The following is a 24,812-nucleotide window of genomic DNA, read 5'->3' as shown; positions in this document are numbered from 1 at the left end:
CCAACATCACCGCCGCATCCCCAACATCACCGCCGCATCCCCAACATCACCGCCGCATCCCCAACATCACCGCCGCATCCCCAACATCACCAGCCACACCCCAACATCACCGTCATCTCCCCAACATCACCGTCATCTCCCCAACACCACCGCCATCTCCCCGAGAGAAACACTATAAAGAGAAATCTATATATCCTTATAAAAAAACTTTGCATTATGGCTAAGCAATGGTCCTTGCCCCATGGGCTAGAAAAACGCTGTATCTCCTCTTAAGCCCTCTTTTCTCCCTGCATTCTTTTCGCACAATACAAAACAGGAAAATCACTCCCCCACAATTATACTTTTGAAAGAAAAATAAAATGCCCTATCTTGCCCTGAATAAAAAAATCAAAACGAACAAAATATAAAGCACCTAAATACCCCCGCAACGCTGCAGCCTCTTGGCATTCCCATACCATCGGTTTTGTACTCTATTTTTTTGGATGACCCAAACCTTTTCCTTGTTTTGCCGACCATACCTCTTTTTTCAGCCATGCAATGCTCATGACTCCTTGCCCACCACAATGATGCAGAGCGGCAAAATCACCGGAAAAGAAGAGAAACACAAAAGCGCAGAAAGGAATTCGCCCCAACCGTTCCCATAAAGACCTTGACCATTCTCATGAAGTCAAGAAACTCTTATTCCCCACGGCGCTCTTCAGAAAACAAATGGACAAAAATCATAGGGCCAGAGTTGTGTTTTACTTTCATTGGCAAAGAATAAACTGGGGCAAAGAATAAACTGGAATGCCGACCACCATGTGCACAGCAACATACCAATCCATCAAAACCATTATAACCAGAGGAAAAGAAAAAGGATAAAAAACATTTTCTGCAAAAACCAAAGCTTTTTCATACGAAAAAGTTGCATCGCCTCTTACAGGAGCCTCTTACAGGAGAAAGTCACCTTGCTTTTTTATCTTTGTACTTCGCGCTAACACCAATTTTTATATTTGCGCCCCACATTTGCTCCAGCGCCACAATATATTCTTCACACAACACATTCTTCACATAACGCGATATTCTTTACACAAGACGTCTTTTACAGGGATAAAAAAGCAGCAATAATTTTTATGACATTTTGCATTTTGCTGCTTTTTTTCCAGCATTTTTATCGGAGCCGTATTTCTCTTCTCTTTGTTAACGTCCCCCGTTCAGTTCCTTTTTCATGTCCAGATACAATCTTACCCGTTTGACAAAGAAGTAATAAACTCCAACAAGAAGCATACCGTTTAAAACAGCAAGGATGATAAGACCGAAAAGCGCGAGAATACCTAATAATTTTGTAATAAGAAACATTTTATTCCCCCTATTTTGTTTGTGCAGTGCTTGGTTTGTATTGCTGTTGAGATGCTTTTCTTTCCAGTTTCTCAAGCATGTTTTTCAATCTACGATTCAATGTATAATGTAAAATCAAAACGACAGGTAAGAAAATGACCGACATTCCCCAGAGAAAAATTGGCAGAAAAAGGATATATTCAAAAAAGCTACTTCCCCCACCGTAAATTCCGCCGAACAATAATCCTAAGAAAAACCCTGGCAGATAGTGGATACGAAGAATCCCTAAGATCAACAGAACCAGAGCGATGCAGAAGATGATTTTATAATCTCTCATGGAAAGCATCATGGCTTCTTTGAAAGTAAAAAGCTTAGATCCTTTAGCAAAAGTTGTATGTGAAGCAGACTTTGTATTCGCCTGCGTTTGGAAAGACTCTTGGTGCGGTCCGTTTTGTGGTTGATGACTTGTCATGTTAACATTCCCCATTTTCTCATTTTTGCCCGTTTCTCATTTGTATGAGCCCCCTTAAAACATCTGCGTAAAATATGCTCCACTGTTCCCCCATGCAAGCCATGCATCAGAAAAGCGTAGACACCACTCTAGAACATCTGTTGTAAAACCAAAAAGCCACAGAACGCTACAGTTCTTCGCTTCTTGCTTCATTAAATACGAGGGCATTTAATCACTTTAATGCTTTGTGAGAACTCAATAACAGTCTTAAAAAAGGTTTTCAATCCCCACTAATTTTTTTCAAAAGAAAAGCTGAACTGTTTCAAATGGGTAACACATGGCTTTGCAAACAAATCTGTTTTGAGTAAAAACAGCTTCTTTCCAACATTAAAAACGAAAAAGCCGCAAGCAACAAAAACAAAAGAATCCCTCCACAATTTTAAAAGAGCCTGATGATTAAGAGCAATTTTGAGAGAACAGCAAAAATGGAAGAGATAAAAGTTTATTTATACTCTATAAAGGATGAATATAAAAGCAAAAGACGGAGAAAAAGAAAATATTACCACCCGATAGTCTTACCACTGCTTTTGTTATTCAGAGCTTATCATCAATATTTGTTTGAAAATAGTCGCCCTATTGTGATATTATAAGAGGAGATAAAGTTTATTTTTTGCGGATACATTTTGTTCAAAACTTCACAATATTTCCTCTAAAAAGGATAAAAATACATTTAACAACATGCAGTACATCAGACATGTTGGTTCTATGCCCAGCACAAAGCACAATAGCTCCTAGAGCAGAGATTTAAAGAGAGCAGAGATTTAAACTTTTGCAATATCTTCTAGAAACAAGGAGACGAAATAAACGCTTCATCAGAGCACACAAGAGCATTTTCCATAATGTTTCTCTTTAAAGCTTCGTTTCCATAACCCACGGTTGCCCGAAAGAAAACATTGTGATTTTTGTTTCCATTGAAAATGGTTTTCCAATCTCCCAGCACGGGTTCAAAAATCTGTTCTAAGCAAAATCGCTATAAATGATCGTAAACGATTTACAATGAAAGATAATTTTCACCTCACAAACCTTGCCCTTTCTTGAGATAAATAAAACAATTTTCAAGTTTTGTTTTGACCAGCAACCACCATTTATGATGTTCCGTAGCATTTATTCCAAGAGCATTTTGGAGCACTTTTTTCTGACAACAGAGAGTTTTTTTATTCAAACGGTAGAGTTCATGAAAATACGTAAAAAACGCGGTAAACTGAGAATAGCAGGAAAAAAAAGAGAACAAGATAGTGGCATTTCACACGCCCAAAAACCATGTACACCTCCTCCTCAACACAGTATTAAAATGCGTGCAAAACACTTTGGTTTGACGATAGACGAAGCCAAAAATCCACTTGCAAGTTCCTATATTGGGCGGCTTTGTTTGCTTGGCTATAAACAGGATGCATTGGGCATCAGCAAAGAGCAATATGACACTGCACAACGTTACTTACAAATCAGAAACGATTATTTATGCGCCAAAGGTCTTCCAAATGGTTATTATGATGATTTCACCCACACGCCGGATGAAAAAGCACAACAGCAATGGCTTCAAAGAACAACCGATCACTATGAAGACATGCAAGAAGTGATCAAAGAAACACAACAACAACATCGCCAACATAACCTTCATGCCGCCTTACAATATCTTGTTGTAGAGGATCAATCGCTCTCCTATCTGATCTGCGCATTACGTATTGTTCTGAATGCGCTTCATAAACATTTTACAGCTTAAACATCAAGAATAAGCCGCTGAAGCAAACACTGATGAGGAAATATTGGCATTCTTCCTCCTAGATAGATAAGCATGATAGCTTATTATTCATAAAACAACCGTTTGAAGATGGAGCACACCCCTAAAGAGGAAGGGTGCAAAACCACCTCCACGATCATGAAGAAAACCTATCACCAGCCAGCACCACCCGACTACGGAGAGCTCCAAAGCAACCCGACAAAGCTCCCTTACCTACCACAACATCAAGGAGCCCCAACCAGCCCACCAACCTTACCCAAACTGTAAGCATACCCCACCGCCTCAAACACAGCCAACCGAAAAATTTACTCCAAACAAAAACATACCTCTCCTTGCCTAACAGATAAGAAAAGTGTTTTTTGTTTTATGCAAAAACGCTTCAATTGAAGCAAAAAATTTTGCTGCTTGTGCAGCAGATTGTCTCAACTAAAAATACAAGATCATGCTTTTTTCTGTTGACAGGATATGAAAAATCCTCTTTAATAGTGGGTGCGGCGGGTGTTTTTTTGCGCCTATATTTCATTTGTTTTTTCACAATATTGTTATCTATTTTTCTGAGCCTCAGCATATTCTTTCAGACAAGAGCGAAAGATACATTGAGAAGATAATTTTGCCTTTCTCTGAGGTTTGTTTTCTTTTTCATAAAACAATGATGAACAAACAAGGGATTTTTAGGACAGCAATTTCACTTACAAAGAAAAAAGAGCGCATTTCTCAAAGCATCCATTATCATCAATCCCAATAGCTCCATTCCTCTGCGCTCCCCCTATAAGATTGCCCCCATAAGATAAGGACAAGCTTAAACAGAATATGATGAAAAGACTTACCCATTGTATCCATAATTGAATTCACAAAGGGTATCATCATATCTATAGTCACAAGAGCAAACGAACTGAGATGCAACAGCTTAAGTGAGCAAAAGTGAAGATTTTTTGTTCTCTCAAGGAGAAAGAAAATCAATTTTTACAATGCCGAAAGAAGCAAAAGGTACAAGAGAATAGAGGCGAGGAACATAAGGAAAAGGTCCTACCAATGGGGAAAGGCCACAAAGGCGCTTAAAAAAGCAATTTTCATATCAGCACAGTGAAGTTTTTTGTCATCATAAAAAGTTTGTTTCTCTTGATGCTAGCACAACAATCTCATTAAACCCAAAGAATAGCAAAACCTTTCCTTCAGATGCAGTTGCACATACAGGCAGCTTTCACATTTTTATCAATTTTATATAAAAAGCGCTACAATTTTTAACCTCTCAGAACTCAGGAATCCACATATAGCAAGCCTTTTTACAAAAGCTACTAGGATTTCAAAGCTGTTTTCATTGCTCTCGCTTACAAGCTCAACAAAACATTAAGGCAAAACATTATTTAGACACAATTCTAGAAAACAATATTGGGGACTTCTATCAACATTGGGAATTTAATATTATGAAGCCGCAAAATTTAGAAAGCACTGCCCCTAGTTCATCAACAACGCAAAAAAGTGCAAGTGCATCATTAGAAAACGCCTCTACAACTGGAGGACAACTCAGGGATGGAAAAGAAAAAACACTTCCCTTCAGCAATGAAGAATTGAAAGAGATTATTGACCGCTTAGAGAAAGATATTGCTGATGGGCGCTGGGCCACAACTGGTTATGCAAAAACAGATCTTGAACTGATGCCTGCTCTCATAGAGAAAGCAAATCAAAAATATCCAGACATGAATCTTAAATTTGCAACGACACCTCAAGATTTTTGCCGACTCGTAAAAGAAGACATTGAGAATGGCGTTCAATCTTCCAGATTTATAATTAACATTAAAGATAGGGGCATTCACTTTGCCGTCATTGACCATCAAACCATTGACAAGCAGACATCCTTGGTATTTTTTGAACCTGCAACATTCAATAATCTGAAACCAGCAATGTTGGGATTAAGAACGCAACTAGCTGTTGAATCTCATAAATTGCCCAATTGTCATTTTTCCTTGGTAGAAATGGATATTCAACGCAGCGCCTCTGAATGCGGAATGTTTAGTTTAGCGCTTGCCAAAAAGCTCCATACCGAATCGGGTCAACTGAAAAGAATACATGAAGATAATATTAAGGGTGTTTTATGTGAAAAAAACGTGCCTTTATCTGCTGAAAAATTGGACCCGTATCTCCCAGCGAATTTTTACAAACACACACAAGGGAGAAGACGTCTTGCAGAATATATCAAATCACATCCAGAGGCTGAACATCAAAAGGTAAACAAAAAAGGCGAAACGCTCATGGAGAGATTTGAGAAAAACTCAGTGACAAAAGAAGGAAAAACTGTCTCTGTTTCCCAACATCGCAAAAGGGTTACTGAATATAAATCCGTCCTTACATTATAGGGTTATTTTCTCATATTTTTACCAATTTTGCCAATATGGATAACAAATGCAGTGTAAGTTTATAGAGAAGCGTCAATCGGTATTCATATTGGCAAATTCGTTTAGGCTTTGATTTGTAAGCCACAAACCGTGCAAGCAGCCCCCACAACCCCCACCAACAAACCCACCACCACAGGGCAGCCCATAACCCCCACCAACAAACCACCCACCGCCACAGGGCAGCCCATAACCCCTGCCAACAAACCCACCGCCACAGGACAACCCACAACCCCCACCAACAAACCCACCGCCACAGGCAGCCCACAACCCCCACCAACAAACAAAACCACCGCCCCACAGGGCAACCTCACAACCCCCTGCCACCAAACCACCGCCACAGGGCAACCCACAACCCCCACCAACAAACCCACCGCCACAGGGCAACCTCACAACCCCCTGCCACCAAACCACCCACCGCCACAGGGCAGCCCACACCCCCCCACTAACCCACATAGTTGAATCAAAGTTTCACTTCTCGCTTGTTTTTTGCAATCGGGAAAAAATCGCCTTTAAGATGTCACTCGGCCTCACCTTGTGTGGGGCTTTTTTTATGGAGGAGTTTATGCGAAAAATATCACAAGAAGGTCTTACGCTTATTAAAAAATGGGAAGGCTTGCGTTTAAATGCCTATAAAGATGCCGTTGGTGTATGGACAATTGGTTACGGTCATACAAGCGCGGCTGGAAAGCCTTTTATTCACAAAGGCATGACGATCAATGAAAAACAAGCTGAAGAAATTCTTTGCCAAGACTTACAAAAATTTGAAACGACTGTTGCACAAGCCGTTACAGTTTCATTAAACTCTTACCAATTCGCAGCATTGGTGTCCTTTTGCTATAATGTAGGAACAACAGCTTTTTGCAACTCAACCCTTTTAAAAAAACTCAATAACGGTGATTATGAAGCCATACCTACCGAATTACAGAAGTGGACCAAAGCCGGTGGTAAGCGTTTACAAGGTCTCGCAAACCGGCGTGCAGCAGAGGCAGGGTTATGGGCAAAAGGCGCGTTTATTTCCTCAAACTATCAAACGGTAGAAACAAAGGATTCAACAGGTCTTTTTAAGGCAGAAGCATTGGCACCAATCATTGGCTCTTTTTCAGGTCTTGGCGGCTTGCTAGCAGGCAATGGTCCAGTGCAATGGGCACTCGCTACCATTATGGTTTTAGCAGCAGCTGCTGGTATTTTCTTTGTTGCCAAACGTTTTCAGGAGCATCGTCTATGATTTGGTGGATAAAAAAAATCTCATGCTAACAGGCGCGGCTCTAGCCGCTTTTTTTATGGCTTTAGCCAAAGCTTTCATGCTTGGCAAAAAAGCAGAACAGCAAAAGCAGATAGAAAAAACTTTAAAGGCAGCAACAACACGTCTGGAGGTGGAAAATGAAGTTAATCAAAAAAGTGATGCTGATGTGCGTACTGCTCTCTCTGACTGGTTGCGTGACCCATAAATATGCTTCTTCTTGTGTTGGTTGGTTACCCATTTATTTAAGCCAGCAAGATTTGCATGTCATCAGTTTGTCCTTAGCAAGAGATATCTTAAAACATAATAAGCTGGGTGAACGCTTGTGTGGATGGAAACATGGCTAGAAAAAAACAAAAGACTATACAGAGCTTACAGAAACGGAAAAAGCCATGCTTCAAGAAATGATTATTGCCTACCAAAGTGTGAAGATGATGTCGCGTCTGATGAAGTGGATTGTATTTTTTCTCTTTTTATTGATCCTTGATTTTGCCCGCCTTATGGACGCCATAGACAATGTCATAGCCCATTTCAAACAGTGGTTTTCAAAGAATTAGTCATTTATTGATAGCCGAGTAAAAAACATTGTAAAAACACTCCTTAAACTGCACTATCGAAAAAACGCTTTAAAAAACGACTCCCTTATATTGTGTGCAATCACGCCACAAAAAAGCTTAAGAAAACTTTTAATATTCGCAGAAATAAAACTTGTATAGTATTTTATTTTTATATTTCTTTATACTTTTTTTATTAAATCGTGCATAATTAACTGTCTATTTAAAATGAATAAGGGTTTTATATGAATACAAAACGTTTAATTATAATGTTTGTTGCGAGCTTAATAACCACGTCTAGCGTGCAAGCAGCTGATATTGCAATGCCTCAAGAAACAAACTCAAGAATTTCACCGGTTATTATTACTCCGCCTTTTTCTTGGACTGGTCTTTATTTGGGAGGACAACTTGGCAATTTTTCAAGTAAAGACACTTTAAATTACTCTCAAGATGCAACCACTGGGAAATGGGCTTGGGTTGATAAGGATTTATTGCCTAAGCCTTCGGGATTTGTAGGGGGACTTTATGGGGGATCTAATGTAGACTTAGGAACTGGCTTTATTATGGGTGTTGATACGGACATGGTATGGTCTCATAAAAAAGACACAAAAACCGATGACGGGAAAAGGATTCGCAATGATGATGAATTAGATTCTATCCAAGCAGTCTTTGCAGAAGCTGGAATTTCCATTAAAAAACCTGGTGCCCAAGATGAAACCATCCCCAATTATGGTGATATTGTTGTAAGCAGTGTGAGCTTGGAAGAAAAATGGGCAGGCGCCACAAGGGTACGTATTGGTTTTACTGCTAATCGTGTTATGCCCTATGTAGCGGGTGGTATTGCATATGCACAAATGCAATATATCATGTCACTGTTATCCAAATCCCAAGAAGATGGATTTGTGTTTGCTTCTGGCGATGTAGTGGATAAAACAGAAACAATGATTGGTTATACAGTTGGCGGTGGTCTTGATTTTGCTATAACAGATCATGTTATTATGCGTGCAGAATATCGCTATTCAGATTTTGGTAAGAAGAAGTTTGTCGACGATAAACTTGAAATTAGCCACAAAACCAATAATTTTCGTATTGGTGTTGCTTATAAATTCTAATTTCTTACAAAATTGGATTATAAAAACCCCCGCTTGTAGCGGGGTTTTTTATTCCTTTGGTTATAAAGCAGCGCCCCTCAAAATCTATAAAAAGACCAGCGCAGAAAGTTTATAGAAAAGTTTGCAAAATTTTATAAAAAGATAAGCGCCCTACTATGTTCATTTTTCATCAAAATATTCTCCTATCAATGGAAGAGAGTAATAAATCTATCATTTTGTTTTTAAAAAATAATTTTTATAAAATAATTGACATTTTGAAAAATCCACTATGATCAACAACAATAAGGACACAACAAGATTTCAAAGGACAGGAGAAGCTCTAAAAAAATAAGGAGAAAAGCGTTAAAAGTGGTGCGGGTGGTCGGACTCGAACCGACACTCCTCTCGGAACCAGATTTTGAGTCTGGCGCGTCTACCAGTTCCACCACACCCGCACGTTTTTATAAGGGATAGAACTACCTAATTGTTCTTCTGCACTATATGAAGAAGTACAGATTCGTCAACAACAGATTTTTGTTTTTTAAAAATCCGTATGATTTTTATCTGATCCATTCTATAGAATTTTGAGATTATTTGTTTGATTGGGTTTATAGCGAACAATTTGCAAAGTCTTTACCTATTAGACGTATGAAAGCTCTCATGATATTAAACAGATTAAAGCTTTGGACTATTTCTTTAGCAAATCGGCGCACAGCGCCCCATTGGCTTGGATTTATTGCCTTTATTGAAAGTTCTGTTTTTCCAATTCCAGTAGATATTTTATATATACCCATGGGGCTTTGTCACCGCAAGCGCGTTTATTGCTATGCTTTTATTGCGACGATTTGTTCTGTTTTAGGAGGCATTGCCGGTTGGTTTATTGGTTACTGTGCCTATGATACACTTGCCAAACCGATTTTAGAATTTTATGGTAAAGTTGAAAATTTTGAAGCGCTTAAAAACAGTGCAACATTGCAATTTTTATTTGTTTTATTGATTACTTCAGGTTTTTTACACCTTCCTCCGATCAAGATTGTCACGATTTTGGCAGGTGTCATGGGTATAAATCTTGGGCTTTTCATTCTCACCTGTTTCTTTGCGAGAGGTGCTCGATTTTACCTTCTCGCATGGCTTATTCAGCGTTTTGGAAAAAAAGCCATGAATTTTCTTTACCGCCATTTCAAATGGATACTCTTGATTGGCTTTTTAAGTCTCCTAATTTTTTATGGACTTTTTATCATTTTTATAAAAAAACACCTTACATTTTAAGGAACAAACGCAATGGGAAACATTTTGTACAGACACTTTCACCATAAACCAAGCAGAAAAGAGCAAAGTTTATGGGCTTTTTTTCTCGCTTTTTGCCTATCAAGCACGATAGGCTTAGCGCTTGGTTTTGAATATATTGGCGGATATCTTCCTTGCGATTTATGTCTCATTGAGCGTTTACCCTATTACAGTGCACTACCCTTTTTGCTTTTAGCGGGTTTTAGCTCATGGTTTTTCCGTATGTCTTCTTGGACACAATTTTTATTTTTTTGTGTTTTTGTTTTAATGGCGATCAGTCTTGTTTTAGCAGTTTACCATTCCGGTGTTGAACATGGCTTTTGGCCAGCGCCTAGCAGCTGTGGTTTAAGCGCCATAAGCAGAACAACAGATGTCAGCTATCTCTTTAAAAACTTAAACAGCATTCACCCGCCATCTTGTTCTGAAGCCTCCCTGCGCGTTCTTTTTCTCTCATTTGCTGCTTGGAATGCCGTTGCCAGCCTCTTTTATATGTTTGCCAGTTTTTACATTGCTTCAAAAGGGCTCCTTTCAAGCTATAAGATATGACAACCACCGCATACCGACCACACACAGTATAGTACAGCATAGCATTTTCTCTCTTAACACACCCCCAAAGAGGGCATAGTCTCCACGGCACAAGGACACCCAGCAGAAAGCCCCCAGAACATCACCAGAGCATCCCCCATCCCCTCAAAACTGTGCCCCACACACCACCAGCCCCCAACACAACAGCCAAGCAGCAACAACCTCCCACAACACCCCCCATCCCCTCAAAACTGTGCCCCACACACCACCAGCCCCACCCTCTCTCATGCATTGCAACAATTCTTCAGCAAAATCCTCAAAATTTTCCTTTTCGGTATTTTTCTCTGATTATTTCATACGGATTAAACAGTTTTTTCGCGTTTTTTTGTCTTCTCATCTCACCAATTTTTACCTTTCTCACACACCAATATTGCTTTTTTCGCATACCTCTCTTTTTACAATTTTTTAATTTTAAATTGACTTTCACTTTTTTTTCTTATATCTTTAGAATTATTCTAAAGTGTAAAGGAACAGAAAATGTTGAAATCTTTTTTTGCATTCGTACAACGCAAAGCTCTGTCCTTTCGTTCGGCACAAAAAATTCTCACCCAGGCACTCAAAACAAAAGAGCAACATGCAGCTCTCTATTTAAGATATGCCAAAGCTTTAAAACCTTATTCCTCTAAGCAAGCAGCAATTTTTACAGCGATGGGCATGCAAGAGCTTGAAAATTACAAGCAACTTCTCTGTCTTTCCTGCAGCAATCGGGCGGGAACTATGAATTCATTGTGTACTCATCCTTCTCTGGTAAAAAACAAACACCAACGTGCACACACGCAAACAAAAGCAGCGAAACAAACCACAAAGAAGCCCTCAAAAACGCACAGACAGCTGCTTTTAACATGGATACAACCTGGTCTTGCTGGCTTAATGGATGGTTCGGTCTCCACCCTTGCACCAATTTTTGCCGCAGCTTTTGCCACCGGTGACACACATCAGACCTTTTTGATCGGGCTCTCAGCTTCCATAGGAGCGGGGCTATCGATGGGTTTCACAGAGGCAGCCCATGATGATGGAAAATTATCGGGTCGAGGTTCTCCCTTTAAAAGAGGTCTTGCCAGTGGCATTATGACAACGATAGGAGGATTAGGCCACGCGCTGCCCTATTTGATCAACTCTTTTTATGTCGCAACAGTGGTTGCCTTTATTATTGTTTTTTTCGAACTATGGGCCATCGTGTGGATTCAAAACAAATTCATGTCGACTCCTTTTTGGCGCGCATCTTTACAAGTTATCATTGGTGGTGCTCTTGTTTTTGCCACAGGCATTATTATCGGCAATATTTAAAACCACTGCTGAATAAATTGGCAGACAACAAACAGGCCTCTCATTGGCAAACTTCTTAATTATTGTCCTTTACAACAGATTTACCCCTCCCTTTTGACAGATGATCATGGGGGGGCATTTTTGTTTGAGATTTTCTTCCTAGCATTTTCTAAAATGAGCATTCAATCAATTGCTGTTGGGGACAACCTCTCTGCAGAGAACTGTATCGGCTTGTGTTACAGAGAGCATTTGCTAAAGTAGCTTTTATTTTGTTACTTTAGATCTATTTTAATCGTTTGGAAATATTTTCATCATGCCCCACACACCATCCAATACGCATCTTCATAACCAAGAGAATCCTTTTTCTTCTTCTCACCCCTCACAACCGGTGACGTTGTCCATCGAGATCCTTGCACACGGACAAGGCTTAGAGCTCCCGCATTATGCCACAGCAGGTTCTGCTGGTCTTGACCTACGGGCCGCACTTGGTGAAACAGAAACGGTTGTGCTCACACCTGGGCAACGTGCGCTTATTCCCACGGGTCTCATTTTTCACCTTATGCCTGGATTTGAAGCCCAAATACGTCCACGTTCAGGTCTAGCCTTAAAACACGGCATCACATGCTTAAATACGCCAGGCACAATTGATAGTGATTACCGTGGTGAAGTGAAAGTTTTGCTCATCAATTGTGGTCAAGAAGACTTTTCCATTGAACGGGGCATGCGCATTGCCCAAACGGTCATCGCACCGGTTGTTCAAGTACATGTTTGCGCTATTGAGCCAGATCAAAAAGAGATCTCAAGCAATGTGGGAGAGCGCGGCACAGGTGGTTTTGGTTCCACAGGACACAACTAAACAACAACATATCGTGTGGGCATGGGAACAATAGGCATCTTTCCACAAAAACCACATATATGAATTGCAATGGGCCTCATCTTTTACGCGAGGCGTGCGGCATAATGCGCCCACCCGTCAAGCTTAAGCCCCATATCACCATATGCTTGGGCATAGAAAAGACTGAGCCACAATAAACCGATAATGAAAATAAAATCTAGCACATCCCTTGCGAACAAGAAGACTTTTCCATTGAACGGGGCATGCGCATTGCGCAAATGGTCATCGCACCGATTGTTCAAGCACATATTTGTGTAATGGGAGCAAATCAACAAAAGAAGCAATTGTGGGAGGTAAGCAAAACACAAGGCGCTTTTGCTCATCCAGTATAAAGGCAAACAGAATTCTTGATGGCCAGCCTCTTTACTCTACAGGAGTAACAGTCTTCATGACAGCGCTACTGCTATTCACCGCATCACTTGTTGTTGCCCCATCAGTGGAAATGCTCATTCCCAGTAGCTTCTCCTCCTTTTTCACGACTTGCGGCACTTTTTGTGGCAATATGAGCAGGTTGTTGCAATCCCATAAGGCCAACTTTGCTATATCCAGCAGTTCGGATTTTATCGAGTAAATCCACCACAGTTCCATAATCGATTTCGCTATCGGCTTTGATTAAAATCTTTGTTTCTCGATTTTGCTTTGTTTCCTTGAGTAGGGATTCCACAAAAGTTGCTTGGCTGACAAGGTGCTCTCCCACATAAAGCGCACGATCTTTTTGTAAGGTCACATAGAGGGGCTCGTCAGGTTGAGTCGTGAGAGGCGCTTGCGTTATAGAAGGAAGTTGCACAGGGATCACCGCTGTTGCCAAAGGTGCAGCGACCATAAAAACAATAAGCAACACCAAAACCACATCAATAAAAGGAGTTACATTGATCTCACTATGCAATCCGCTCTCATTGGAATCAAAATCATCATTAAAACCTGCTTTCATTTTTTATGACTCTTCTGTTGTCTATGTTTATCAAGTTCACGGCTTAAGAGTCTTTCAAGTGCGGCAGCAATATCGCCCAAATCATCGCGATAACCACTCAAAGCACGCATCAAGCTATTATACATCACCACAGCGGGAATAGCCACAAAAAGCCCAATAGCCGTTGCCAGCAAAGCTTCGGCAATTCCAGGAGCCACCACATCAAGCCTAGTTGTTTGAGACTGAGCAATACCGATAAAAGAATTCATGATTCCCCAAACGGTGGCAAACAAACCAACGAAGGGAGCAAGTGCTCCAATAGTTGCAAGCACAGCACTTCCATAGGCAACGCGTCGCATAGCAGCCAGCAAACAGCGCGACAACAGCGAATGAACCCTTTCCTTTACCCCCTCATTCATTTCACGAACATCGCGTGAAGCCTCACCATAGGGATCGATTTCCTCATAAAAGAAGGGAAATTCATCAGCAACGTTTTGTGCTCCCTGCTGCATTCCTCCCAGTTGTAATCTCTCTTGTCGTATTTCTTGCCGCATTTCTTTTCTGGCGCTTGCTTTTTCATGAGCACCTCCACCCGTTCCTTCCACGCCGACAAAATGGACCTGTTGTGTAGAAAGGTAGACCTCTTTGAGAACTTCCTTAAGAAAAACCACACCGGCTCCTTTGCTTTCTTTCAAGCTAGCAGCCAAACGGGCAAGGGTCTGAGTCTTAAGGGTTAATTGAAGCTCATGGCGCACCCTTCGCTTTGCAAGAGTGATTTCGATAATTTTAACAAAAGCAATTGTCCAAGAGACAAGGGAAGCGAACAACAACAGAACAATCACAGTTTTTACGACAAAATCAGCCGCCATAAACATAGCAAAGGGGGAAAAATCATGCACAGCCACTGCAGCAGATGCGCTCTCTAAGGGTACGGTCTCAGATTCCATTTTTATCTCACACGGGTTATGGTCTTCACTTTGGTCTTACAGCTGTGTCGCCAGCCCCCTGCATCACTCTCCCATAACGCCCCGACCCTGTTAACGTCACTCTGTATTCGTCTTAAAAAATCAAACTTGATAAATCAAGTATAGTTTTATTTCAAAAGAGCTCTCTTTCAAGAGGACTTTTTAAGAAATTTTTCTCTTGCAACTTTATAAAAACTTTATCAGGCAAAATAAATATGTTGCAAAACGCCTTGAATGACAAGCGGCTGACTTCCTTAAAGTTTGATTTATCATGATAATTTCACAAAGGCCCCACCCATAACTGTCTGCAAGAACAAGAATATTTACTTTAAGACATCTGCCACAAAACCAGAAACACTCTTTGTTTAGCCAGCATAAAAAGCCAAGCACAAGAACAATAAACGCATAATGGCTAAAACAACCACATCGCGCCCAGAAGAGCAGCAAGAACAACATGAAGACCGACCAAAGATCATAATGATATTGTTTTTTTCATAAACGTAAGGATAGCGATAGACAATAATTCTCGCATTATACTTTTCACGGACAAAAGAGGCATACAAAATTTCTCAACACAATTTGCCAGCAAGATTCGCAAATACCATTCATTCTGGGAAAAACAATTTTAAATTTCACAAAGAGAGGGAACTAAAAAAAGCTTTTGACGTTACACAAGCAGTGAGAATTTTTACTCCAAAGCAAATAATGATCACTATGAACACACAAATACTGAATAATGCTGAATCAAGAGAGGGAAAAGCATCATGGCAAATCATAAAACATCAAAAGACAACAAAAGAGCATCAGAAAAAAATCTGCAAGGACACTTAGAAAAATTACACGGTGAAATTTCAGGTATAACGGAAACATTAACAGATCTTGGTGCAAACAAGTTGAGTGCCGCAAAAGACAAAGCAGAAAAATTGTATCATTCTGCCAAAGAAAACAGCGAAGACATTATGTCTCAAGCCAAAGAAAAGATTGGTGAATTTGAACAAACCATGAATGAATGCGTTCGTAAAAATCCTGGCAAAAGCGTTTTGTTTTCTGCAGGTATTGGTTTTATTCTTGCTCAATTATTGCGTCGTTAAACAATGCATAAATTTATTGCTCCTCTTTTAAACCACCTTGTCGGTGGTGGATTGAAAAGCACGGTTAAGCAAATGCGCCTTCAAGCAATTTGCTATGGGTTTATTGGCATTTCCTTGTTTATGTCGCTGCTTTTTCTCTGTATCATTGGTTTTATTGCGTTATGTTTTGTCATGAAACCTCTTGCCGCAGCCAGCACAATGTTTTTCATTTGGCTTTTTCTCGCAGGCATAGCCATTTTCATGTGCCGCATTCTCAAATCATATCAAGACTATGATCGACAAAAGAAATCAGAAGAGCAACGCCATAGGCTTATGACCGATGCCACAGTTTCCAGTCTTGCCCTTTTAGGCAAACAACTCCCTTTTGCCAAATTGAGTGTTCCAGTTCTTGGACTTGCAAGTTATTTTCTGTGGAAAAAAGATAAAAAGAATCATCCTTCAGATTAATATATGCAATTGTATCTTTTAACCCCTGCGGTGTTTTCTTGAAAGAGAAAACACCCTTTTTGTTTCCTCAGTCTTTTTTCGGGTGCTTTGGAACACTCTTAATTTGTCTCGTTGTCATGAAGCAAAGGGATAATTTCCCCACGCCCTACCATTTTAATCATTCCCCATTCTCCCCTATCATTTCAAAGACAACTCCTTGCCTATTTTTCTAAAATAAGAGATCAACCCCTCATGATCACATTGACTGTTTGCTCATTGTGCTGCTCTAACCACCGCCTCCTTTAAAATACAGATCATTTTATGAGGAAGAGCTTTTACACGCTTTGGGTGAAATTCACTTTTTCATTAAGTGCTGAAGCTGCTATGTATTTCCCGATGTTATGCCCCTCCCTCCAGAGAATAAAAAACCCGTATTTGCAGGAATTTTGAACTGTACATGCCCCTCTTTCAAGACAAGACACATAGGGCACAACCAAGACAACATAGACACAACAATGTTATTCGATGTGATTTACGACACTTTATCAACGCAGAATAACACATATTGATATTTTCAAAAAGCATCGATTAAACAGCAGCATAAAAATAAGAGCAGTACACAACCGGTAGTCTATAATGATAGCAAATAAAGAATACTATTATGAAATCTTGGTGTAAGCTGCGCATGCACTAATAAGCAGCTAAAATCTGCTTTCCGTAAGTTAGCTATGCAATAGCATCCTGATCATAATCCTAATAATAAGGAAGCAGAACAAAAATTTAGGAAAATTTGCGAAACTTATGAGATTCTTAAAGATTCTCAAAAGAGAGCTGTTTACAATCAGTTTTATCATGAAATTTTTAAAGATAATGATAGGACTTTTGAAAGTAGTAAAAGCCAAGAGAATAGCAGCCAAAAGATTGGTATAAGCAAATTTGCAGCATATAGACCCACAATTTTCTTAGTGTTATCAAAACTCCAGCAGAATTATTACCACTCATATCAATTCACTGTCTATTTTATATGAGCATGAGATTCTGGGGATTCTTAAAAGCTTCACTTACTTACAATAATCGCATTAGTTATAGCTTTCATTTTTTCCCAGTTAATTTTCATCTCAACAATAGCCATAGTCTTTATTCTATGCTGTTGCAAATTTCTATGGGGTCAAGAAATTGAAGAAACTTGCTATAGTTTAGGAATGATTTTTAAACTTGTGTATGTTTTTGTAAAAAATGCTTCTCAAAGCGAACTCTTTCCCATGAATTCACAAAATAGGATCCTTCTTAGATCTCCTATAACGAGATAGTATAGAATTGCATAAAGATTATACTGTCTAGAGAAGCATTGTGCTTTTTATCGCTTCTTACACAGATCTATAAGGATATGTTACTTTCTGGGTCCACTGTTAAAATGACTTTTGTCTGAATCTGTGGACATCTCATCATAAAGAGCAGAAAAACAACCCGCACACCATCCTCACCCATCATGGCGGAAACCAGAGCGCACTTGCAAGCACAAAGCAGGCCTCTGCTGCTCAAAATCTTGGCTTTATAACACTGCAAATCCTCGCAAAAAGCGCAACTTTCTTTAAAGCTCAAGCAACCACCGGCACATCATGATGGGTAATCACCTCACTCATCTTCTGCACGACAGAATCCAAAACTTCGCACACGCCACCCACAGCCATCATACAGCGGACACAAGATCAGTTTCAGAAAAACAAACCAACATACCCCCTTGCTTTTCGCCAACATCACCCTGCCTAACAAGCTCTGCTTGTCACACCTCTAACCAGCAAATTGCCAGATTTTTCTCAAAAGCATCTCCTCCCAAAGACCTTTTTCTCAAAATATTTTGCAAAACAACCCGCACACCATCCTCACCCATCATGGCGGAAACCAGAGCGCACTTGCAAGCACAAAGCAGGCCTCTGCTGCTCAAAATCTTGGCTTTATAACACTGCAAATCCTCGCAAAAAGCGCAACTTTCTTTAAAGCTCAAGCAACCACCGGCACATCATGATGGGTAATCACCTCACTCATCTCCTGCACGACAGAATCCAAAATTTCTCGCGCATCACCTTCCGCCATAATGCGGATGACCGGTTCGGTTCCAGAAGCACGAATAACCAGTCGCGCATCTTTTCCCAAACGCTGTATTGCTTGATCTATTGCCATTTTGACGGGATTTTTTTCCAGCACATTTTTGTTTTTAACGATGACATTCTTTAAAACCTGTGGCACAGGCTCAAATCGCCGACACAATTGACTCATAGGGGTTTGACTTTCCTGCATACAAGCCAAGACCTGCAAAGCAGCCACCAACCCATCGCCGGTTGTACAAAAATCACTCAAAACAATATGTCCAGAAGCCTCACCACCAACATTATATCCTTTTTGGCGCATAGCTTCGACCACATAGCGATCCCCAACATTTGTTCGCACAAGATCCAAGCTTTTGCTTTTCAAAAAGCGCTCCAACCCAAGATTGGACATAATGGTTGTAACCACACCGTTACAATGCAAGCGTCCCGCTTTATGCCAATTTTCAGCAATCACAGCGATCAACTGGTCGCCATCAATAGTTCGCGCTTTTTCATCCACTAAGAGAACACGATCTCCATCCCCATCGAGAGCAATGCCCACATCGGCACGCACTTCATGCACTTTTTGTTTTAAGGAAGCCAAATCGGTTGATCCACATTCTTGATTAATATTGATACCATTTGGTGTATCATGAATAGCAAAGACCTCGGCTCCCAATTCCCACAAAGCGCGTGGAGCAGCTTTATAAGCAGCTCCATTGGCACAATCGACAACGATACGCAAAGCATCCAAACGAACATCCCGTGGCAAGGTCCGTTTAGCATATTCGATATAACGGTAAATATCGCCCTCTACCCGTTTTGCATAACCAATTTCAGCAGAACTGGCTAAAGATTTTGAAAGATCTGTATCGATCAATTGTTCGATTTTTGCTTCCATATCATCGGAAAGCTTAAAACCATCAGGACCAAAAAGTTTAATTCCATTATCATAAAAGGGATTATGAGAAGCAGAAATCATCACCCCAAGATCCGCGCGCAGAGAGCGACAAAGCATTGCTACAGCAGGTGTTGGCACAGGCCCCAACAAAAAAGCATCCATACCAGCAGCTGTAAATCCTGAAACCAAGGCATTTTCTAACATATAGCCAGATAACCTCGTATCCTTACCAATCACCACACGACGTGATTGGCGTTGTGAGCGAAACAAAACCCCTACAGCCATCCCCACTTTCATGGCAAAATCTGGTGTCATAGGAAAAGCATTAGCTTTCCCCCGAATACCATCTGTACCAAAATATTTTTGTACCATGCCTTTTCCTTTATATACGGTCTTTTTCTTGCTGTCCGTTCAGAGCAGAATTCCCAGTACAGCAAACTCCCTCATATGATAAGATCATTTATCCCGCTATTCCTTTAGGCTTTCAAAAAAACATCCCAAGCAAAAACCCCAACATTTAAAACAAATCTCTGTTTCCAGCAATATTATCTTTACAGGCTCTATACATCCCCTCTCCCACTTTCAACAAAACCAAACAACAACGCACTCTTCCCTCTGCTCTCACAGCACAAGTGCATAGCCACCAAGCCCTTCACACACAGCAAGCACAAATCACCAACCCACCAAAACCCACCTGCCCTCATAGTTTCCCCTAGTTTCCCGATTGTCTGAAAAAGGCGCAAGTCTTAACCTGCGCCTTTTTCAAAAAATTACTTAAAATCTTCCCCAAACATCGTCACTCAAGCACCATCAGAAGGCTTTTGTTTTCCTTTATCACGCCCCGCAGCACTGGGCTTTTTTTCATCCTTGGCTTTACCTACAGAATCTGTTGCCGCCTTAGTGGTACTTTTTGTGTTTCGCGTTTTTTTCTCCATATCATGAGAGTGCACACCTTGAGACCCAGCATGACCAGACCCAGCATGACCGGGAGTTGATTTCTTTCCAACTTGTGCCTCTGCTTTTCCTGCCTCTGCTTTACTGGGAGCAATTTTATCAGCCTCTGCTTTATTGACACCTTCCTCCTCTGTATCTGTTTTTTCAACGGTTGATGTATGAGACTCTGCTTTTATTGTTCCTGTCTTAGGCACAGAGGAAGTGCGTGGGGATACAGTTTCATCCTTCTGGGTTCGTGAAGGAGGTTTTCCAGCAATAACTTCGTTAATTTCAGCGCCCGTTAAAGTTTCATATTCCAACAAACCTTGCGCCAAAGCGAACCATTCTTTTCTTTTTGTTTTCAGAATGTTGGTAGCATTTTTATAAGCATCATCAATGAGTTTACGCACTTCCATATCGATCATGCGTGCAGTTTCTTCAGAGACATTTTGTGTTCGTGCCACGGAATGCCCTAAAAAGACCTCATCCTGATTATCACCATAAGCAACATTACCAAGCAAATCAGAGAAACCCCATCGTGTAATCATAGCGCGTGCTAATTTTGTTGCTTGTTCAATATCCGAAGAAGCACCCGATGTGATATTTTCCTTGCCGAATTTTAATTCCTCGGCGACCCGTCCACCCATCATAATAGCCAGACGAGAAATCATCCACCGATAGCTCATGGAATAACGATCACCTTCAGGCAACTGCATCACCATTCCCAAAGCTCTCCCTCTTGGCACGATTGTTGCTTTATGAACAGGGTCAGCAACAGGCACATTAAGCGCCACGATAGCGTGTCCTGCTTCGTGATAGGCGGTGAGTTCTTTTTCTTCTTGTGTCATGGCGGTTGAACGACGTTCAGCTCCCATCATTACCTTGTCTTTGGCATCCTCGAACTCTTGCATCGTCACAACGCGTTTATTGCGGCTAGCAGCCATGAGCGCCGCTTCATTGACAAGATTCATCAAATCAGCACCAGAAAAGCCTGGTGTTCCTCTTGCCAAAATTTTTAAGTCAACATTAGGAGCCAAAGGCACATTACGTACATGTACTTTTAAGATTTGTTCACGTCCAGCAACATCAGGGTTTGGCACCACCACTTGCCGATCAAAACGCCCTGGCCTTAACAAAGCAGGATCGAGCACATCCGGACGGTTTGTTGCGGCAATAAGAATAATACTTTCATTGGGTTCAAAACCATCCATTTCGACAAGCAGCTGATTTAAGGTCTGTTCCCGTTCATCGTTTCCGCCTCCAAGTCCAGCACCACGGTGACGTCCCACAGCATCGATTTCATCGATAAAGATAATACAAGGTGCATTTTTTTTCGCCTGTTCAAACATATCGCGCACGCGGCTTGCACCAACACCCACAAACATTTCAACAAAATCAGACCCTGAAATGGTAAAGAACGGCACATTAGCCTCACCAGCCACCGAGCGCGCCAGCAAGGTTTTACCGGTCCCTGGAGGTCCAACAAGCAAAACACCGCGTGGAATACGTCCCCCTAGGCGTTGAAACTTTTGTGGCTCCCGTAAAAATTCGACAATTTCTTGCAGATCCTGCTTTGCTTCTTCCACGCCGGCAACATCTTGAAAAGTAACACGCCCCTGCGCTTCATTAAGCAATTTTGCTTTTGATTTCCCAAATCCCATTGCTCCGCGTGATCCATTTTGCATTTGCCGCATAAAGAAGACCCACGCCCCAACGATAATAATAACAGGCAGCAAGGAAAAGAGCAGATTAAGGAAGATACTATTGCCTGAGCTTTCAGGAATAGCTTTAACATTCACATTTCTGTTTTCCAATTTTTGTATCAAACTTGGATCTCGTGGAGCATAGGTTGAAATAACTCTGTGCTCAATGGTTTGTCCTGTTAATTTTTGACCTTGAATGGTTACAGATTTCAGCTCATTATTTTCGACCTTTTGCAAAAATTCGGAATAGGAAATCTCTCCTCCTCCAGAGCGCTGGCTATCTCCGTTAAAAAAAGAAAAAGACACAATCAAAATCAAGGCGATAACTCCCCAAATGAGGAGAGAGCGGTAATTGGAATTCATATTCAGCCCACTTAACTATATATATACTTTAATATTTTCTCTTAACATATAACCTTGTCTCTCCCTTGCCAAGGGATGAGAGAATGTTTATTGTCTTTTAAGGCGATTTTTCTTTATCTTTTCACCTCAATATTAAAAAAAGGTTCCACAACATTCAAAAGAACAGCATCTTCGCGCAAAAAAAGCCACTCAAAAGGCGCCATAATGCGTTTTACAATAATATTTTGCTGAAAAACAGCAGGGTTTGTCAATTCTGGAATATCATATCCGTTCTCATTTGAAAGCATCAACAAGGATTGCAAAGAGGGAAAATGAGGTTTTTCGAGAACAAAAGGATTGTTTTTTAAGAGAGATTTTAGCTGCTTTAAACCTGCTTTTCCAACCTTTATGGCATTGGCACTGTAATTAGTAATTTGATAGCGCCCATCCCATAAAAAAGTTGTTCCTGGTGCAACTACTGCCTCTTTCATATTTCGAGATTCGCGCCAAAGAGCGATTCCACTGCTGTTATATTCAATAACAGACCCTGCATAAGTAAAACGCTGCTTTTCTGATGTTTGGAAACAGAATTTTTGCATAAGAGTGATTAATTTTTGCCCAGAAAGCAAATATTCTCCCCCTCCCATCAACACGGCAAAAAGCCCAACAACGAAGGGAAAACTAGGATGCTGCTGTAAGAATGGTGCAGGTTTTGCAATAAAACAACGTCCATATTCAACCATAATATCCAGAGCCAAAATCAAATCGGCAATCATTTGTGCCTGTTGACGACGCTTCAAGGTTGCTTCATTTATTTTTTGAGCAATATCAGCAAAGTTTTTGGGATGAAGAGACTGACGCACACGCACGCGTTCAAAATTGCAATTTTCATTGCTTGGATCATCAATCCACCTCTCCCCCCTAAAACGCAAATAAGCACGCAATGTTTGACGATGAACTCCAAGCAGAGGACGAATTAAACGTATTTTTCGACGCAACACCGCCTCGCGCGCCATACAAGATAATCCGCGCACAGACATCAACCCATGGTTTTTTTCGGCAATAACACCGTTGTCTTGTGTACTATTTTCTCCAGCTTCTGTAAAACAAATCTCATCCCCCCCACTCACAAAGGCCGCACTCTGCACAACACCGGCAGGCGCTCGCGCATACATCTCATCACCCCCGCTCACAAAGGCCGCACTCTGCACAACACCGGCAGGCGCTCGCGCATACACCCCATCACCCCCACTCACAAAGGCCGCACCCTGCAAATTCTTACCCTTCTGGAGACGCCAGGAGCGCATCTGATAGGTTTCCACCTGATCATTGAGCGTATGCCCTGTCATAATAAGCGTTGCACCTTGCTTTTGCGCTTCTTTAAACAAGAGATCATAGCGCGCAATACGAGCGCTTGAAGCGATATGCGTCTTTGGTTTTTTTCCCTCCCATCGCACGGTGATATGTTTAATGCGATGGGCACGACAAATTTCCGCAACGATTGAAGCTTCACGAGCGGATTCTTCACGCAATTGATGATCAACGGTGACAGCAATAATTTCCGGAGGAACAGAGAGAGTTTTTAAATGGTCTTTGACTAAAAACAGCAAAGCCAGAGAATCACTCCCCCCTGAGACTGCAAGAATCAATTTTTGACACTGGATAAAATCCGATGTTTTAAAAAGATTGCCTGCTAGTCTAATGCACACCGTGAACGACCTCACCCCTTTTTAGAGGTTTACAAAAAACGGACTCTAAGCTTTTAGAGTGTTTTGCTTTTTTTGCAAAAAGCGCACAAGCCTCTTTATTTTTCTCAAGAGCAACCATACTCCTTGCCAATTTTAGCAAAATTTCAGAAGTATAGGCTTTCTTTTTGTCTACATACCATACATTAAGATAAACCTGTGCCGCTTCATGATAGCGTTTTTGCCCTAACAAAGATTCTGCCAACCAAAACAAAGCATCATCGCTCAAAGAATCTGTTTTATAACGCTGTTGAAAAGCACAAAAGGCTTTTTCAGCCTCAACATAATTGGCAGCAAGCAGGGAATCGTAGCCCTTTTTATACAATGCTTTGGAAGAGAACTGCGAAGAATCTTGACTTTGCTGCGCTTTAACGTCAACGCTCATCCCATGCGCTTTCTCTAAAAGATTCTGAGCCTCTTGCAAATGATCTTCATGCTCATGGCTTTCTCCCTTAGCATGATGGCTTTCCACCTTAGTATCATTTTTTTCGCGCTCGATTGCCTTATGCTCATCCACCTGTTCTTTTAAAGCTGGCAAATTTTCATCCCCAACAGAACTCTCAATGGCACAAGAATAAACAGAAGAGTCTTTTTTATCAAAAAGCTCATGAAACTGTTTTTGGACAGTTTTCAAATTGTGATGGTCAAGCACCGTTCGTATATTATGCAAGAGTTTATCCAAATCGTAATCTTTAAACAAAACCTTTTGATTTTCTAAAATAGCCTCACGACTTTGAAGCGCCCCCTGAACAGAAAGAGCCGTAGCAGCCTTCTCCGCCGCATCACCTGCAGCTTTATTCACCACATCAGCAGCCTTCTCCGCCGCATCACC

24 protein-coding genes, 1 tRNA gene and 2 pseudogenes are annotated in these 24,812 nt (G+C 40.9%); 15 read left to right on the top strand and 12 right to left on the bottom strand.

The features are described from left to right. Positions 1-1,179 precede the first annotated feature (1,179 nt). Both BN202_RS09940 and BN202_RS05100 read right to left on the bottom strand, forming a co-directional pair. Complete coding sequence (locus BN202_RS09940) at positions 1,180-1,338, bottom strand: hypothetical protein (protein ID WP_019219504.1); 159 nt, start codon at positions 1,336-1,338, stop codon at positions 1,180-1,182. 10 nt (positions 1,339-1,348) lie between these two features. Beyond that, positions 1,349-1,789, bottom strand: a complete 441-nt coding sequence (locus BN202_RS05100; protein ID WP_019219503.1) for a hypothetical protein — start codon at positions 1,787-1,789, stop codon at positions 1,349-1,351. Positions 1,790-3,002: 1,213 nt separating this feature from the next. Here BN202_RS05100 and BN202_RS05095 point away from each other — a divergent pair. Beyond that, entirely contained in the window at positions 3,003-3,548 is a 546-nt protein-coding gene (locus tag BN202_RS05095; protein ID WP_019219500.1) for a hypothetical protein, read from the top strand. 154 nt (positions 3,549-3,702) lie between these two features. Here BN202_RS05095 and BN202_RS10445 read toward each other — a convergent pair whose 3' ends face one another. Continuing rightward, positions 3,703-3,837 carry a hypothetical protein gene (locus BN202_RS10445; RefSeq protein ID WP_019219499.1) on the bottom strand — a complete coding sequence of 45 codons (135 nt, stop codon included), beginning with the start codon at positions 3,835-3,837 and terminating at the stop codon, positions 3,703-3,705. Positions 3,838-4,990: 1,153 nt separating this feature from the next. On the opposite strand from BN202_RS10445, the gene BN202_RS05085 reads away from it, so the two are divergent. Further along, a complete protein-coding gene (locus tag BN202_RS05085) occupies positions 4,991-5,920 on the top strand; it encodes a YopJ/AvrA family T3SS effector serine/threonine acetyltransferase (RefSeq protein ID WP_019219495.1) in 930 nt (309 codons plus the stop codon). Positions 5,921-6,021: 101 nt separating this feature from the next. Here the strand turns inward: BN202_RS05085 and BN202_RS05080 are convergent, their stop codons facing one another. Beyond that, on the bottom strand, positions 6,022-6,336 hold the full coding sequence (locus tag BN202_RS05080) for a hypothetical protein (RefSeq protein ID WP_156792108.1): 315 nt from the start codon (positions 6,334-6,336) through the stop codon (positions 6,022-6,024). A 185-nt stretch (positions 6,337-6,521) separates the two neighbouring features. Between BN202_RS05080 and BN202_RS05075 the strand changes: the two genes are divergently transcribed. The 5 genes from BN202_RS05075 (at position 6,522) to BN202_RS05060 (ending at position 8,865) form a co-directional block, all read left to right on the top strand. Then, positions 6,522-7,184 (top strand): lysozyme, encoded by a 663-nt coding sequence (locus BN202_RS05075; protein WP_034987491.1) that lies wholly within the window; start codon positions 6,522-6,524, stop codon positions 7,182-7,184. A 22-nt stretch (positions 7,185-7,206) separates the two neighbouring features. Then, positions 7,207-7,407, top strand: a complete 201-nt coding sequence (locus BN202_RS05070; protein ID WP_034987488.1) for a hypothetical protein — start codon at positions 7,207-7,209, stop codon at positions 7,405-7,407. After that, on the top strand, positions 7,340-7,546 hold the full coding sequence (locus BN202_RS10305; protein ID WP_083859155.1) for a hypothetical protein: 207 nt from the start codon (positions 7,340-7,342) through the stop codon (positions 7,544-7,546). The genes BN202_RS05070 and BN202_RS10305 overlap by 68 nt, the downstream gene beginning before the upstream one ends. 45 nt (positions 7,547-7,591) lie before the next feature. After that, positions 7,592-7,756 (top strand): hypothetical protein, encoded by a 165-nt coding sequence (locus tag BN202_RS09935; RefSeq protein ID WP_019219492.1) that lies wholly within the window; start codon positions 7,592-7,594, stop codon positions 7,754-7,756. Positions 7,757-7,998: 242 nt separating this feature from the next. After that, entirely contained in the window at positions 7,999-8,865 is an 867-nt protein-coding gene (locus BN202_RS05060) for an outer membrane protein (RefSeq protein ID WP_019219491.1), read from the top strand. 349 nt (positions 8,866-9,214) lie between these two features. On the opposite strand, the gene BN202_RS05055 is transcribed toward BN202_RS05060, so the two are convergent. Next, a tRNA-Leu gene (locus BN202_RS05055) sits at positions 9,215-9,299 on the bottom strand. A gap of 205 nt (positions 9,300-9,504) precedes the next feature. On the opposite strand from BN202_RS05055, the gene BN202_RS05050 reads away from it, so the two are divergent. Continuing rightward, entirely contained in the window at positions 9,505-10,113 is a 609-nt protein-coding gene (locus BN202_RS05050; protein WP_034987481.1) for a YqaA family protein, read from the top strand. A gap of 12 nt (positions 10,114-10,125) precedes the next feature. After that, positions 10,126-10,677, top strand: a complete 552-nt coding sequence (locus BN202_RS05045; protein ID WP_019219489.1) for a disulfide bond formation protein B — start codon at positions 10,126-10,128, stop codon at positions 10,675-10,677. A gap of 144 nt (positions 10,678-10,821) precedes the next feature. Here the strand turns inward: BN202_RS05045 and BN202_RS10440 are convergent, their stop codons facing one another. Next, the gene (locus BN202_RS10440; protein WP_280109565.1) at positions 10,822-10,944 is read right to left on the bottom strand and encodes a hypothetical protein; all 123 of its coding nucleotides are present in this window, start codon (positions 10,942-10,944) and stop codon (positions 10,822-10,824) included. A gap of 249 nt (positions 10,945-11,193) precedes the next feature. Here BN202_RS10440 and BN202_RS05040 point away from each other — a divergent pair, with 249 nt between their 5' ends. From BN202_RS05040 to BN202_RS09720, 3 genes are all read left to right on the top strand, one after another. Next, positions 11,194-12,003, top strand: coding sequence for a VIT1/CCC1 transporter family protein (locus BN202_RS05040; RefSeq protein ID WP_019219486.1), 810 nt, complete (start codon positions 11,194-11,196; stop codon positions 12,001-12,003). Between the two features lie 292 nt (positions 12,004-12,295). Continuing rightward, on the top strand, positions 12,296-12,838 hold the full coding sequence (gene dut / locus BN202_RS05035) for a dUTP diphosphatase (protein ID WP_019219485.1): 543 nt from the start codon (positions 12,296-12,298) through the stop codon (positions 12,836-12,838). 242 nt (positions 12,839-13,080) lie between these two features. Further along, the gene (locus tag BN202_RS09720; RefSeq protein WP_019219483.1) at positions 13,081-13,209 is read left to right on the top strand and encodes a hypothetical protein; all 129 of its coding nucleotides are present in this window, start codon (positions 13,081-13,083) and stop codon (positions 13,207-13,209) included. A gap of 31 nt (positions 13,210-13,240) precedes the next feature. Here BN202_RS09720 and BN202_RS05030 read toward each other — a convergent pair. Together BN202_RS05030 and BN202_RS05025 are read right to left on the bottom strand one after the other, a co-directional pair. Further along, positions 13,241-13,808, bottom strand: a pseudogene (locus BN202_RS05030) (biopolymer transporter ExbD). Next, on the bottom strand, positions 13,805-14,734 hold the full coding sequence (locus BN202_RS05025) for a MotA/TolQ/ExbB proton channel family protein (protein WP_019219481.1): 930 nt from the start codon (positions 14,732-14,734) through the stop codon (positions 13,805-13,807). The pseudogene BN202_RS05030 and the gene BN202_RS05025 overlap by 4 nt, the downstream one beginning before the upstream one ends. 782 nt (positions 14,735-15,516) lie before the next feature. On the opposite strand from BN202_RS05025, the gene BN202_RS05015 reads away from it, so the two are divergent. The 3 genes and pseudogenes from BN202_RS05015 to BN202_RS10300 form a co-directional block, all read left to right on the top strand. Then, on the top strand, positions 15,517-15,843 hold the full coding sequence (locus BN202_RS05015; RefSeq protein ID WP_019219479.1) for an ElaB/YgaM/YqjD family protein: 327 nt from the start codon (positions 15,517-15,519) through the stop codon (positions 15,841-15,843). A gap of 3 nt (positions 15,844-15,846) precedes the next feature. Next, positions 15,847-16,290 (top strand): membrane protein, encoded by a 444-nt coding sequence (locus BN202_RS05010; protein WP_019219478.1) that lies wholly within the window; start codon positions 15,847-15,849, stop codon positions 16,288-16,290. 647 nt (positions 16,291-16,937) lie between these two features. Next, a pseudogene (locus BN202_RS10300) lies at positions 16,938-17,147 on the top strand (DnaJ domain-containing protein); the annotation flags it as partial. 1,123 nt (positions 17,148-18,270) lie between these two features. Here BN202_RS10300 and glmM read toward each other — a convergent pair. The 4 genes from glmM to BN202_RS09260 form a co-directional block, all read right to left on the bottom strand. Then, positions 18,271-19,629, bottom strand: coding sequence for a phosphoglucosamine mutase (gene glmM, locus BN202_RS05000; protein WP_019219475.1), 1,359 nt, complete (start codon positions 19,627-19,629; stop codon positions 18,271-18,273). 428 nt (positions 19,630-20,057) lie between these two features. Then, the gene (gene ftsH / locus BN202_RS04995) at positions 20,058-22,256 is read right to left on the bottom strand and encodes an ATP-dependent zinc metalloprotease FtsH (RefSeq protein WP_019219473.1); all 2,199 of its coding nucleotides are present in this window, start codon (positions 22,254-22,256) and stop codon (positions 20,058-20,060) included. A gap of 113 nt (positions 22,257-22,369) precedes the next feature. Next, a complete protein-coding gene (gene tilS / locus BN202_RS04990; protein ID WP_019219472.1) occupies positions 22,370-23,944 on the bottom strand; it encodes a tRNA lysidine(34) synthetase TilS in 1,575 nt (524 codons plus the stop codon). Beyond that, positions 23,934-24,812, bottom strand: an 879-nt coding sequence (locus BN202_RS09260; RefSeq protein ID WP_019219471.1) for a tol-pal system YbgF family protein, incomplete at its 5' end; no start/stop codon positions are given. The genes BN202_RS09260 and tilS, both read right to left, overlap by 11 nt.

Origin of the sequence: Bartonella florencae (assembly GCF_000312525.1) — a bacterium.
GTDB lineage: Bacteria > Pseudomonadota > Alphaproteobacteria > Rhizobiales > Rhizobiaceae > Bartonella > Bartonella florencae.
Note: the sequence above shows the minus strand (reverse complement) of the source record. Positions and strands in the feature narration are given on the sequence as shown.